General features: G+C 73.2%; 6 protein-coding genes. 5 read left to right on the forward strand and 1 reads right to left on the reverse strand.

The genetic code is table 11. The annotated features are described in order from the left end of the window. Positions 1-20: 20 nt before the first annotated feature. Both AB0M93_RS32345 and AB0M93_RS32350 read left to right on the forward strand, forming a co-directional pair. A complete protein-coding gene (locus AB0M93_RS32345) occupies positions 21-8,525 on the forward strand; it encodes an SDR family NAD(P)-dependent oxidoreductase (protein ID WP_364280414.1) in 8,505 nt (2,834 codons plus the stop codon). A gap of 110 nt (positions 8,526-8,635) precedes the next feature. Further along, a complete protein-coding gene (locus tag AB0M93_RS32350) occupies positions 8,636-10,204 on the forward strand; it encodes a carbohydrate-binding protein (RefSeq protein WP_364280417.1) in 1,569 nt (522 codons plus the stop codon). A 3-nt stretch (positions 10,205-10,207) separates the two neighbouring features. On the opposite strand, the gene AB0M93_RS32355 is transcribed toward AB0M93_RS32350, so the two are convergent. Continuing rightward, positions 10,208-10,573 carry a helix-turn-helix domain-containing protein gene (locus AB0M93_RS32355; protein WP_364280420.1) on the reverse strand — a complete coding sequence of 122 codons (366 nt, stop codon included), beginning with the start codon at positions 10,571-10,573 and terminating at the stop codon, positions 10,208-10,210. A gap of 67 nt (positions 10,574-10,640) precedes the next feature. Here AB0M93_RS32355 and AB0M93_RS32360 point away from each other — a divergent pair, with 67 nt between their 5' ends. From AB0M93_RS32360 to AB0M93_RS32370, 3 genes are read left to right on the forward strand one after another with little or no spacing between them, the layout of a single operon-like run. Beyond that, complete coding sequence (locus tag AB0M93_RS32360) at positions 10,641-11,432, forward strand: NAD(P)H-binding protein (RefSeq protein WP_364280422.1); 792 nt, start codon at positions 10,641-10,643, stop codon at positions 11,430-11,432. Then, positions 11,429-12,226, forward strand: coding sequence for an alpha/beta fold hydrolase (locus AB0M93_RS32365; protein WP_364280425.1), 798 nt, complete (start codon positions 11,429-11,431; stop codon positions 12,224-12,226). The genes AB0M93_RS32360 and AB0M93_RS32365 overlap by 4 nt, the downstream gene beginning before the upstream one ends. Before the next feature lie 31 nt (positions 12,227-12,257). Continuing rightward, positions 12,258-13,304: a pentapeptide repeat-containing protein gene (locus tag AB0M93_RS32370; RefSeq protein WP_364280428.1), complete on the forward strand. Its 1,047-nt coding sequence runs from the start codon at positions 12,258-12,260 to the stop codon at positions 13,302-13,304. The last annotated feature ends 30 nt before the right edge of the window (positions 13,305-13,334 follow it).

The following is a 13,334-nucleotide window of genomic DNA, read 5'->3' on the forward strand; positions in this document are numbered from 1 at the left end:
GACTGCTTGGAGTGAAGACGATGGACAACGAGGAGAAGCTCCGCTATTTCCTCAAGCGGGTCACGGCCGATCTGCAGGACACCCGCCGCCGGCTCCAGGAGGCGCAGACCGCCGAGCCGGTCGCGATCGTCGGTCTCGGCTGCCGGTTCCCGGGCGGCGTCCGCACCCCGGCCCAGCTGTGGGACCTGGTCGAGAGCGGCCGCGACGCGATCTCCGGCTTCCCCGAGGACCGCGGCTGGGAACTCGGCTCGCTGTACGACCCCGATCCGGAGACGCCGGGGACGTCCTACGTACGCGAAGGCGGCTTCCTCGACGGCGTCGCGGATTTCGACGCCGGGTTCTTCGGCATCTCCCCGCGCGAAGCCCTGGCCATGGACCCGCAGCAGCGGCTGCTGCTGGAAACGTCGTGGGAAGCGCTGGAGCACGCCGGGATCCGGCCGCCGTCGCTGAAGGGCAGCCGGACGGGCGTCTTCGTCGGCTCCAACGGCCAGGACTACGGCACCCTCATGCTCGGCTCCGCCGAGGCACTGGAAGGCCACCTCGCGACGAGCAACGCCGCGAGTGTCCTTTCCGGACGCGTCGCCTATGCGTTCGGTTTGGAGGGACCGACGCTCACCGTCGACACGGCGTGCTCGTCGTCGCTGGTCGCGCTGCACCTGGCGGTGCAGGCGCTGCGGCAGGGGGAGTGCGACCTCGCGCTCGCGGGCGGCGTCACCGTGCTGCCGACGCCGGGCTCGTTCATCGCGTTCAGCCGGCTGCGCGGCCTGGCCCCGGACGGCCGGTGCAAGGCGTTCGCCGAATCCGCCGACGGCACCTCGTGGGGCGAGGGCAGCGGCATGGTCGTCGTGGAACGGCTGTCGGACGCGCGCCGCCACGGCCACCCGGTGCTGGCCCTCGTGCGCGGTTCGGCGGTGAACTCCGACGGCGCGTCGAACGGCTTGACCGCACCCAATGGTCCTTCGCAGCAGCGGGTGATCCGGGCGGCGCTGGCCGACGCCGGTCTGTCCACTTCGGACGTGGACGTGGTCGAAGCGCACGGTACCGGAACGACCCTGGGCGACCCGATCGAAGCCCAGGCGCTGCTGGCGACGTACGGCCAGGACCGGGAAACGCCGTTGTGGCTGGGCTCGGTGAAGTCGAACATCGGCCACACCCAGGCCGCCGCCGGCGTCGCCGGGGTGATCAAGATGGTCATGGCGATGCGGCACGGCGTCCTGCCGCCGACCCTGCACGCCGGCGAACCTTCGTCGCGGGTGAACTGGTCGGCGGGGGCCGTGGAGCTGCTCACCGAGCGCCGCGAGTGGCCGGCGGACCGGCCGCGGCGGGCCGCGGTCTCGGCGTTCGGCATGAGCGGCACCAACGTGCACACGATCCTGGAACAGGTCGCGGGCGTCCCGGCCGCCGGTCCCGACGAGCCCGCCCGGGTCGTCCCCTGGGTGCTGTCGGCCCGGTCACCCGAGGCTCTCCGCGCCCAGGCTGCCGCCCTCACCGACGTGCCCGGGTCGATCGGGGACATCGGGTTCTCGCTGGCCACGACCCGGTCCGCGTTCGACCACCGCGCGGTGGTCGTCGGCGACCGCGACGGCTTGTCCGCCGGGCTCGCCGCGCTCGCCGGTGACACTCCCGCGCCCGCCGTCGTCAAGGGGACGGCCGCCGCGGGCAAGGTCGCGATGGTGTTCCCCGGCCAGGGTTCCCAGTGGGCCGGGATGGCCGTGGACCTGCTGGCCGAGTCCCCGGTGTTCGCCGCCCGGATGGCCGAATGCGCTACCGCTCTTTCGTCCTTTGTGGACTGGTCGCTCACCGACGTGATCCGCGACGCCGCGATGCTGGACCGCGTCGACGTCGTGCAGCCCGCGTTGTTCGCCGTGATGGTGTCGCTGGCGGAACTCTGGCGCTCGTACGGCGTCGAGCCCGCCGCGGTCGTCGGGCACTCGCAGGGGGAGATCGCCGCTGCCGTCGTCTCGGGCGCACTGTCGCTCGAGGACGGTGCCCGCGTGGTCGCGTTGCGCAGCCAAGCCATCCTCGCGCTCGCGGGCGACGGTGGCATGGTCTCGATCGCCGAGCCCGCCGACGCGGTGACGGCCCGGATCGCGCCCTGGGGCGAACGGCTGTCGCTCGCCGCGATCAACGGCCCGTCCGCCGTGGTCGTCTCGGGCACGCCGGACGCACTCGACGAACTCCTGGCGGCGTGCACCGATGTCCGCGCCAAGCGGGTCCCGGTCGACTACGCCTCACACTCGCCGCAGGTGGAACGCATCCGGGACCGCCTCCTAGACGAGCTGGCCCCGGTCCGGCCGCGGAAGACCACGACGGGCTTCTTCTCGACGGTCACCGGCAGCCGGCTCGACGGCACCGAGCTCGACGCCGAGTACTGGTACGCCAACCTTCGCAACCCGGTCCGGCTCGACACCGCCGTGGAAGCCTTGGCCGGCCAGGGCTTCCGGACCTTCGTCGAAGCCTCGCCGCACCCCGTGCTGACCATGGCGATCGGCGGCGACGACGTCACCGCCCTCGGTTCCCTGCGCCGCGACGACGGCGGGCTCGCCCGCTTCCACACCTCGCTGGCTGAAGCCTGGGTGCACGGCGTCGACGTCCGGTGGGACGACGCCTTTCCCGGTGCCCGCCGCACCGAACTGCCCACCTACGCGTTCCAGCACGAACGCTACTGGCCGCGGCTGGTCGCCACCGGCGACGCGGGCGGCCTCGGCCTGACGCCGGCCGAGCACCCGCTGCTCGGCGCGGTGGTGTCACTGGCGGGCTCGGGCGGCACGGTGCTCACCGGCAAGCTCTCGCTGCACAGCCTGCCCTGGCTGGCCGACCACCGCGTCGGCGGGGAAATCGTGCTGCCCGGCACGGCGTTCGTCGAGCTGGCCCTCCGCGCCGGCGACCAGGCCGGCCGGCGCACCCTCGACGAGCTGACCCTGGAGACGCCGCTGGTCCTCCCCGCACAGGGCGGCATCCACGTCCAGGTGTCGGTGGAAGAAGACGGCGAACTGGCGATCTTCGCCCGGCCGGACGAGTTCAGCCCGTGGACCCGGCACGCGACCGGCCTCCTGACCGAGGCCGCCGTCGTGGCCGAGCCGCTCGGCAGCTGGCCGCCCGCCGGAGCGGCGCGGGTCGAGCTGGACGGCTTCTACCCGGCGATGGCGGCCACCGGCGTCGGCTACGGCCCCGCCTTCCGCGGCCTGCGCGCGGTGTGGACCCGCGGCACCGACGTCTTCGCCGAGGTCGAGCTGCCCGAGGCCCTTCGCGCGGAGGCGGCCCGGTTCGGCCTGCACCCGGCGCTGCTCGACGCGGCCCTGCACGCGGCCGGGTTCGGCGCGCCGGCGGCGGCGGGGGACGGGCCGAAGCTGCCGTTCGCGTGGAACGGCGTCTCCCTGACCGCGTCCGGCGCGACCGTGCTGCGGGTGGCGCTGACGCCCGTGTCCGACGATGCCTTCGCGCTGACCTTGGCCGACGAAACCGGCGCGCCGGTCGGCGAGGTACGGTCGCTTTCGCTGCGCACTCCCGCGAAGGCCGCGCGGGCCGACGCGCTCTTCGAGGTCACCTGGCCCGACGTGGCCGTCACCGAAATGACCGGCGAGTTCGAGGTGTTCCGGGTCCCGGACGGTCCGGTGCGGGAGGTGACCGCGGCGGTCCTCGAGCGGCTCCAGGAGTGGCTGGCTTCCGACGGGCTCCTGGTCGTGCACACCACCGGCGCGGTCTCGGTCGACGGCGAAGACGTCACCGACCTCGCCGCCGCGGCCGTGACCGGCCTGGTGCGGTCGGCCCAGACCGAGAACCCCGGCCGGTTCGTGCTCCTGGACGCCGGCGAGGTCCCGGCGGAACTGCCCCTCAGCGAACCGCAGCTGGCGTTGCGCGCCGGGAAATGGCGGGCGCCGCGGCTGGCCCGTGCGTCCATTGTGGACCAGACGCCGGACTGGGGTGACGGCGCGGTGCTGATCACCGGCGCGTCCGGGCTGCTCGGCGGCCTGATCGCCCGGCACCTGGTCACCGCCCACGGCGTCCGGCGGCTCCTGCTGCTGTCCCGCCGCGAACCGGCGGACCTCGCCGGCGCACTCACCGGGCTGGGCGCCACCGCGACGGCCGTCGCCTGCGACGTCGCCGACCGCGCGCGGCTGGCGGAAGTCCTGGCCGGGCACCACGTGTCGGCCGTCGTCCACGCGGCGGGCGTGCTCGACGACGGCGTCCTCGAATCCCTCACCCCCGACCGGCTGGCGGCGGTCCTGCGGCCCAAGGCCGAGGCGGCGCTCACCCTGCACGAACTCCTCCCGGACGTCTCGGCGTTCGTCCTGTTCTCGTCCTTCGCGGCCACCATGGGCGGTGCGGGGCAGGCCGGCTACGCCGCCGCGAACGCGTTCCTCGACGCCCTCGCGCAGCACCGCCGCGCCCAGGGCCGGCCCGCCGTCGCCCTGGCCTGGGGGCTCTGGGCCGAAGCCAGCTCGATGACCGGGCACCTCGCCGACGGCGACCTGCGCCGCATGGCGGGCGCGGGCATGACGCCCCTGGACACCGAGCTGGGCCTGGCGCTGTTCGACCGGGCCGTCGCCGCGGACCAGGCCGTCCTGGCGCCGGTCCGGCTCGAACTCGCGGCCCTGCGCCGCCAGCCGGCCACGCCTCCGCTGCTGCACGCCCTGCTCCCGCCGCCCCGGCGGCAGGCGACGGCGGCGGCCGCGAAGTCGTCGTTCGCCGACCGCCTGGCCGGGCTCGGCGCGGACGACCGCGTCCGGCAGGTCCTGGACCTCGTCCGCGGCCTGGTCGCGGGCGTGCTCGGGTACGCGTCGGGGACCGCCGTCGAACCGGCGCGCGCGTTCAAGGAGCTCGGCTTCGACTCCCTGACCGCCCTCGAACTGCGCAACCGCCTCGCCGCCGAGACCGGCCTGCGGCTGCCGGCGACGCTCGTCTTCGACCACCCGACCCCGCAGGCGCTCACCCGGTACGTGGTCGAGCGCGTGTCCGGCGGGGCGGCGCCGGTCGTGGCGCGGGAGCAGCGGGTGGACGGCGACCCGATCGTCGTCGTCGGCATCGGCTGCCGCTACCCCGGCGGAGTCCGCGGCCCGGAAGACCTCTGGGACCTCGTCGCCGCCGGCCGGGACGCCGTCGGCGGCCTCCCGGACGACCGCGGCTGGGACGCCGACGCGCTCTACGACCCCGACCCCGACCACCCCGGCACCAGCTACGCCAAGGAAGGCGGGTTCCTCTACGACGCCGCCGACTTCGACGCGGGCTTCTTCGGCATCTCGCCCCGCGAAGCCCTGGCCATGGACCCGCAGCAGCGGCTGCTGCTGGAGACGTCGTGGGAGGCACTGGAACGCGCGGGCATCGACCCGGAATCGCTGCGCGGCAGCCGGACCGGCGTCTTCACCGGCGTGATGTACTCCGACTACGCGTCGCGGCCGCTCGCCGTGCCCGAGGGCGTCGAGGGGTTCCTCGGCACCGGCAGCTCGGCGAGCGTGGTGTCCGGCCGCGTCGCGTACGCGCTCGGCCTCGAAGGCCCGGCGATCACGGTGGACACGGCGTGCTCGTCGTCGCTGGTGGCGTTGCACCTGGCGTGCCAGGCCCTGCGGCAGGGCGAGTGCGACCTCGCGCTGGCGGGCGGGGTGACTGTCCTTTCGACACCGGGGGTGTTCATCGACTTCAGCCGGCAGCGCGGCCTCGCCGCCGACGGCCGGTGCAAGTCGTTCGCCGACGCGGCCGACGGCACCGGCTGGGGCGAAGGCGCCGGAATCCTCGCCGTGGAACGGCTTTCCGACGCCCGGCGGCTCGGCCACCCGGTGCTCGCGGTGGTCCGCGGCACGGCGGTCAACTCCGACGGCGCGTCGAACGGCCTGACCGCGCCCAACGGGCCGTCGCAGCAGCGGGTGATCCGTGCCGCGCTGGCGTCGGCGGGGCTGCAACCGTCCGAAGTGGACGTCGTGGAAGGACACGGCACCGGCACGACCCTGGGCGACCCGATCGAGGCGCAGGCGATCCTGGCCACCTACGGGCAGGACCGGGCGACGCCGTTGTGGCTCGGTTCGCTGAAGTCGAACATCGGGCACACGCAGGCTGCGGCCGGGGTGGCGGGCGTGATCAAGATGATCATGGCGATGCGGCACGGCGTGCTGCCACCGACGCTGCACGTCGACGCGCCTTCGTCCCACGTGGACTGGACCGCCGGGGCGGTGGCACTGCTGACCGAGACTCGGGAGTGGACGGCGGACCGGCCGCGGCGCGCCGGTGTCTCGTCGTTCGGCGTCAGCGGGACGAACGCGCACGCCATCCTCGAACAGGCGCCCTCGCTGCCGCCGGTCACCCCGGACCGTGGCGAAACCGGGGTACTACCGTGGGTGTTGTCCGGACGCAGTGAGGCGGCGCTGCGCGCGCAGGCCGCGCAACTGCTGGCCGTCACCGGGCATCCGGCCGACGTGGGGCTGTCGCTGGCGACGTCCCGCAGCCGGTTCGCGCACCGGGCGGTGGTCCACGGCAGCAGCGCCGAAGAGCTGCTGAGCGGGCTTTCCGCGCTGGCGGACGGGCGATCGGCGGCGAACGTCGTCGTCGGCCGCGAGCGGGCGGGACGGCTGGCCGTGCTGTTCACCGGTCAAGGGGCGCAGCGCGCGGGGATGGGCCGGGAGCTGTACGCCCGGTTCCCGGTGTACGCGTCGGCGTTCGACGAGGTGTGTGCGCACTTCCCGGACCTGCGGGAGGTTTTCGACGACGCCGAACGCCTGGGCCGGACCGAATTCACCCAGCCCGCGCTGTTCGCGATCGAGGTCGCGCTGTACCGCCTCGTCGAATCGTTCGGCGTCCGCCCGGATTTCGTGGCCGGGCACTCGATCGGCGAGCTCTCGGCCGCGCACGTCGCCGGGGTGCTGTCGCTCGAAGACGCGTGCCGGCTGGTTTCGGCGCGAGCCTCGTTGATGCAGGCCCTGCCCGCCGGCGGGGCGATGGTCTCGATCGCCGCGCCCGAGTCCGAAATCACCCTGGCCGAAGGCGTCTCCATCGCGGCGGTGAACGGCCCGGAATCCGTCGTGATCTCCGGCGAGGAAGCCGCGGTGCTGGCGATCGCGTCCCGGTTCCCCAAGACCAAGCGCCTGACCGTGAGCCACGCCTTCCACTCACCGCTGATGGACCCCATGCTCGAGGACTTCCGCGCGGTCGCCGAGACGGTGACCTACCACCCCGCGGAAATACCGGTGCTCTCGAATGTGAGCGGTGCTCTCGCGTCGCCGTTCACGGCGGAGTACTGGGTGCGGCACGTGCGCGAGGCCGTCCGGTTCGCCGACGCCGTGCGCACCCTCGAAAGCGAAGGCGTGACGACGTTCCTGGAGCTCGGCCCCGACGGCGTGCTCAGCGGAATGGTCAAGGACACCCTCGGCGCGAGCTGCGTCGCCGTCCCGGCGTTGCGGCGTGACCGCGACGAAGAGAGAGCACTGCTCACGGCGTTGAGCACTGTTCACGTCCACGGCGCCGCCGTCGGCTGGGCGCCGTTCTTCCCCGGGGCCACCCGGGTCGACCTGCCCACCTACGCCTTCCAGCGCAGCCGCTACTGGTTGGACATGGTGCTGCCGGAGACGGTGGAACCCGAGGTGAGTGACGCACCGGCCATCGAGCCGATCACCGGGCGGCTGGCCGACCTCCCGGCCGCCGACCGGCCGGCGTGGCTCCTGGACTGGGTCCGGGCGGAGGTCGCGGCGACGCTGGGTCACCCGTCGGCGGACGCGATCGAGCCGGAGTCCGCGTTCGCCGACCTGGGGTTCACGTCGCTCGGCGTCGTCGAACTGCGCAACCGGATCAGCGCCGCGACCGGCCTGGAGCTGCCCGCCGCGCTGGTCTGGGACTACCCGACGGTCGCCGAGCTGGCCGAGCACGTCCTGGCCAACGTCACGCTGACCGCGGCCGGCCCCGGTGGCTCGCTGGGCACGTTGCTCCGGACGGCCCGGGCCACCGGCCGCACCGGCGAGTTCCGGGCGTTCCTGGCCACGGCGTCGGAGTTCCTGCCGGTGTCCCCGTGGGCGCCCCGGCTCCGGCGCACGACCACGGGCGCGTCCCGGCCGCTGCTGTTCGCGCTGGGCACGCTCACCGGCTCGACCCGGTGGTGCGAGGACGTCACCGCGCGGTTCGACGGCGTCCGCGAGACGTGGCTGCTGCCCGCCCCGGGTTTCGACGGCGAGACCCCGCCGCCGGCCGACCTGGCCACGCTGGTCGCGACGGCGGCCGACGCGATCCGCGCCCAGGCGGCCGGCGAGCCGTTCGTCGTGCTCGGGGCCGGCTCCGGCGCCCTGCTCGCCGCCGCGGTCGCGGACGCGGCCGACGCGACCGGCGTGGTGCTGGCCGACCCGGCGGAGGTGGAGTTCGACGACGTGCCCGAGACCGCGACGGACGCCGAGCTGACGGCCGTCGGCGCGTACCTGCGGCTGTTCGGGGCAGCGGCCGCCGAGCCGCGGGTGCCGGTCCTGGCCCTGAAAACGGGGGAGGACGCGGCGGATGCGGCCCGGCAGCTGCACACCTGGCTGGTGGAGGAGCTGCCCGCGGCGTGCCGGTGACCGGGATGATGCGGTGTCATATCTGATGTTTCGTGCACCAGACCTTGACGGCTCGATTGGAAGGAACCTTTACTAACCCGAGGTCCTCCACCTCACCTCCGGGAGCACGCATGTCCTCACTCCGGCGCATCGCGACCGCGGCCACCGCGTTCGCGATCGCGGCCAGCGGTCTCGTCCTGGGCGCGCCCACGGCGTCGGCCCTCGACAACGGCCTGCTGCGCACACCGCCGATGGGCTTCAACAACTGGAACTCGACGCAGTGCCGCGCCGAGTTCAACGAGACGATGATCAAGGGCATCGCGGACATCTTCGTCAGCAAGGGCCTGAAGGACGCCGGCTACACCTACGTCAACATCGACGACTGCTGGGCGCTGCCGTCCCGCAACTCGGCGGGCAACCTGGTGCCCGACCCGGCGCGCTTCCCCGACGGGATCAAGGCGCTCGCCGACTACGTGCACTCGAAGGGCCTCAAGTTCGGCATCTACACCAGCGCGGGCACGAAAACGTGCAACAAAGCGGGTTTCCCGGGGGCGTTGGGGCACGAGCAGCAGGACGCGAACCTGTTCGCCTCCTGGGGTGTCGACTACCTGAAGTACGACAACTGCAACAACCAGGGCGTCGACGCGCAGCAGCGGTACAAGGCGATGCGGGACGCGCTCGCGAAGTCCGGTCGCGCGATCGCGTACTCGATCTGCGAGTGGGGCCAGAGCCAGCCGTGGACGTGGGCGGCGCCGGTCGGCAACCTGTGGCGCACCACCGGTGACATCTCGGACAAGTGGTCGAGCATGATCGGCAAGGCCCAGACCAACCGCGGCCTCGCGCAGTACGCGGGCCCCGGCCACTGGAACGACCCGGACATGCTGGAAGTCGGCAACGGCGGCATGACGGCGGCGGAGTACCGCACGCACTTCAGCCTGTGGGCGATGATGGCGGCGCCGCTGCTGATCGGCAGCGACCTGCGCAAGGTGTCGGACGACAACTTCGCGATCCTGAAGAACACCGACGTCATCGCGCTCGACCAGGACCCGCTGGGCAAGCAGGCGACGGTGCTGAGCGCGAACGCGGGCCTGGTGGTGTACAGCAAGGTCCTGTCGAACGGCGACCGCGCGGTGGCCCTGTCCAACGAAACGGCCGCGACGGCGACGATCAGCACGACCGCGTCGGCCACCGGGATCGGCAGCGCGTCTTCGTACACGCTGAAGGACCTGTGGAGCAAGGCGGTGCGAAGCACTTCGGGGACGATCAGCGCTTCGGTGCCTTCGCATGCGACGGTGCTGTACCGAGTGTCCCGGGCCGGAGGCGCGACGCGCTACGAAGCCGAGTCTGCGTCGCTGTCGGCGGGTGGCACGGTGGATTCGAACCACGCGGGCTTCTCCGGGACCGGCTTCGCGAACGGCGCCAACGCGGTCGGCAGCTCCGTCGAGTGGCAGGTGACGGGCCCGGCGTCGGCGTTGACGTTCGGCTACGCGAACGGCACGACGGCGGACCGCCCGGTGGACCTTTCGGTCGACGGAACCGTGGTGGCCGCGGGTGTGCCGTTCCCGGCGACGGGCGCGTGGACGACCTGGAGCACGGTGGTCAGGTCGGTGTCGCTGCCGGCGGGTGCGCACACGGTCCGCCTCACCGCGACGACGGCCGGCGGCCCGGCGAACCTCGACTACCTGGACGTCTCGCCCTAGGTGCTACCTGACCGCGCCGCGCTCGTCGTAGGTCCGCCGCGCCGCGTCGACCTTTTCGAGGTTGCCCGACCACTCGGAAAGGGACGCGAACAGCGGGCCGAGGCTGCGGCCCAGCTCACTGATCTCGTATTCGACGCGCGGCGGGACCTCGGCGTGGTAGGTCCGCACGACGAGGCCGTCGCGCTCGAGCTGCCGCAGCCGCTGGGTGAGCACCTTCGGCGTGATCGTCGTGATGCGGCGCTGCAGCTCGACGAACCGCTGCCGGCCGTATTCGTGCAGGGCCCACAGGATCGGCGTGGTCCAGCGGCTGAACACGATGTCCACCACCGGGGCGATCGGGCAGGCCTGCTCGGGTGTGGTCTCGGTCACTTCTGCGGCCTCCAGCCATTACTTTCCTCTAGGTACCTACTATACGGCGGAATGTACCGTCGCTCCCATGATCATGGTTGTGGGAGCGACGGGAAATGTCGGCGAACCGCTGGTGCGGATGCTGTCCGCGGCGGGCGAAGAGGTGACGGCGGTGGCCCGCCGGATCACGACGGTGCCACCGGGAGTGGTGGCCAGGCAGGGAGATCTGGCCACGCTGGACTTCGACGGCGCCTCGGCGGTGTTTTTGCTGGTGCCGCCGGGCTTCGAGGGCCCGTTGGAGCCGGTGCTGGCGCGCGCGGCCGGCGTCCGGCGGGTCGTGCTGTTGTCCTCGCAGGGGGTCGGAACGGGACGTCACCCGGCGGTGTTCGAGGAAGCGGTGCAGGCGTCGGGTCTGAAGTGGACGGTGCTGCGCCCGGCCGGGTTCGCGTCGAACGCGTTCCAGTGGGCGGAAAGCGTGCGGGCCCGCCGCGAGGTCGCGGCCCCGTTCGCGGACGTGGCCCTGCCGGTGATCGACCCCGAGGACATCGCGGCGGTGGCGGCGGCCGCGTTGCTGGACGCGTCGCACGAGGGCAAGACCTACGAGCTGACGGGCCCGGCGGCGGTGTCGCCGCGCGAGCAGGCCGCGGCGATCGGCGAAGCGGTGGGCGAGCCGGTGCGGTTCGTGCCGCAGACGCGCGAGGAAGCCCGCGCGGTCCTGCTGGGGTTCATGCCGCCGCCGGTGGCGGAGTCGACCCTGGACATCCTGGGCACCCCCACCCCGGCGGAACAGCGGGTGAGCCCGGACGTTTCGCGGGTGCTCGGCCGCCCGGCGCGCCCGTTCGCGGAGTGGGCGTCGCGGTTCGCGGGGGCGTTCAAGTGACGACCCTGGCCTACCGCGAGCTGGGCGCCGGAGCGCCGCTGGTGTTCCTCCACGGCAACCCGACGTCGTCGTACCTGTGGCGCAACGTGATGCCGTCCCTGCCGGGGCGCCGGCTGGCGCCGGACCTGATCGGCATGGGCGATTCGCCGCGGCCGGAGATCGAGTACACGTTCGACGACCACGCGCGCCACCTCGACGAGTGGTTCGACGCGCTGGCTCTGGACGACGTCGTCCTGGTCGGCCACGACTGGGGCGGCGCGCTGGCGGCGGACTGGGCGTCGCGCCACCCCTCGCGGGTCCGGGGCCTGGCGTTCACCGAAGCGGTGCTGACGCCGATGACGTGGGCGGAGTTCCCGCCGGCGGGCGCGGAGCTGTTTCGCGCGATCAAGGCGTCGGGCGAGTTCCCGGCCGCGGACTTCCTGGCCGGGCTCCCGGCGGAGTACGCGACGTCGCACCACCGCCCGCTGCTGCAGTGGGCGCGCTCGTTGCCCCTGGGTGGCGAGCCGCCCGCGGTGATGGCCCGGATCGAGGCGTCCGGCCGCTGGCTGGCGGCCACTCCGGAGATCCCGAAACTGCTGGTCACGTTCGAGCCGGGGCCGGACACGATGCTGACGCCGCCGATGATCGACCGGTGCGTCGCGCAGTTCGCGTCCCTGCAGGTGGTGCGGCGCCCGGAGCGGGCGGGCCACCACACGCCGGAGGAGCAGCCGGCGGCCCTCGCGGAGGCGGTGGCGAGCTGGCTGGCGGCCATCACGCGTCCGGGTGAACCGGAGGTTTTCCGCCGATCGGTGTAGCACGATCGGCCACGGGGACGACCTGGACGGCATGAAGCAGGCGCGAGCAGGTCTGGCGCGGCGGTGGCGCCGCCGCGGCGGTGCGTGGTGGTGGGCGATCGTCGTGATCGTGGTGCCGGTGGCGGTGATCGCGGCGGCGGCGGTCTCGGTGCTGCTGACGTTCGTCGACACCGGTGACCCGAAGAACCAGATCGAGCTGATCAAGACGGGCCTGACGGTCGGCGCGGGCACCGGCGGCGTGGTCGCGCTGGTCCTGACGGGCCGCCGGCAGTGGGCCACCGAGCACGACGCGGGCGAGCGGCGCCTGACCGAGCTGTACGTGAAGGCGGTCGAGCAGCTGGGTTCGGAGAAGGCGGCGGTCCGCCAGGGCGGGTTGTACGCGCTCGAACGCGTCGCGCAGGGAAACCCGGACCAGCGGCAGACGATCGTGAACGTGCTGTGCGCGTACCTGCGAGCGCCGTTCTCGGTCCCGGGCGCACCCGTGCCCGGCCGCCGCCGGGGCATCCGCCGTCCCACGGACCCGCCGCGGGTGGTGCTCGACGAGTTGTCGGCCCAGGAGCGCGAGGTGCGCCGGACGGCCCAGCGCATCCTCGGGTTCCACTTGCGGCCGGGCCCGAGCGACCGCCACCCGGCGGAGACGTTCTGGGCGGGCATCGACCTGGACCTGACGGGAGCGGTCCTGATCGACTTCGACTTCGGCCAGTGCCGCCCGAGGCAGACGAGGTTCGACGAGGCGAAGTTCCTCGGCGACGCGACATTCCGCCGAGCGGAGTTCACCGGCGACGCCTGGTTCCAGGCCGCGCGGTTCGCGGGAAAGGCATGGTTCAACGGAGCGAGCTTCGGCGAAGCGGCCATGTTCGAAGCGGCGACGTTCGCGGACGACGCGGTGTTCGGCGAGGTGAGCGCGGCGGCGCTGACGACGTTCGAGGGAGCGACGTTCACGGGGGAGGCGTGGTTCCGGAGCGCCAAGTTCGCCGGGGTGTCGGTCTTCCGCGAGGCGAAGTTCGCGCGAGGTGTTCCGGCGGAAGTCGAGTCCCTGACCGGGGACGGTGTGCCTGAGGCAGAATTGCCGCGGTGATCGGGTGTTGCTCACCGGCTCGAGGTGAGC

Origin of the sequence: Amycolatopsis sp. NPDC051102, from assembly GCF_040682815.1 — a bacterium.
In the GTDB taxonomy this organism is placed as follows: domain Bacteria; phylum Actinomycetota; class Actinomycetes; order Mycobacteriales; family Pseudonocardiaceae; genus Amycolatopsis.

Coding starts and splice junctions, on each gene's coding strand:
- AB0M93_RS32345 (WP_364280414.1), top strand. CDS start 21: ATGGACAACGAGGAGAAGCTCCGCTATTTCCTCAAGCGGGTCACGGCC.
- AB0M93_RS32350 (WP_364280417.1), top strand. CDS start 8,636: ATGTCCTCACTCCGGCGCATCGCGACCGCGGCCACCGCGTTCGCGATC.
- AB0M93_RS32360 (WP_364280422.1), top strand. CDS start 10,641: ATGATCATGGTTGTGGGAGCGACGGGAAATGTCGGCGAACCGCTGGTG.
- AB0M93_RS32370 (WP_364280428.1), top strand. CDS start 12,258: ATGAAGCAGGCGCGAGCAGGTCTGGCGCGGCGGTGGCGCCGCCGCGGC.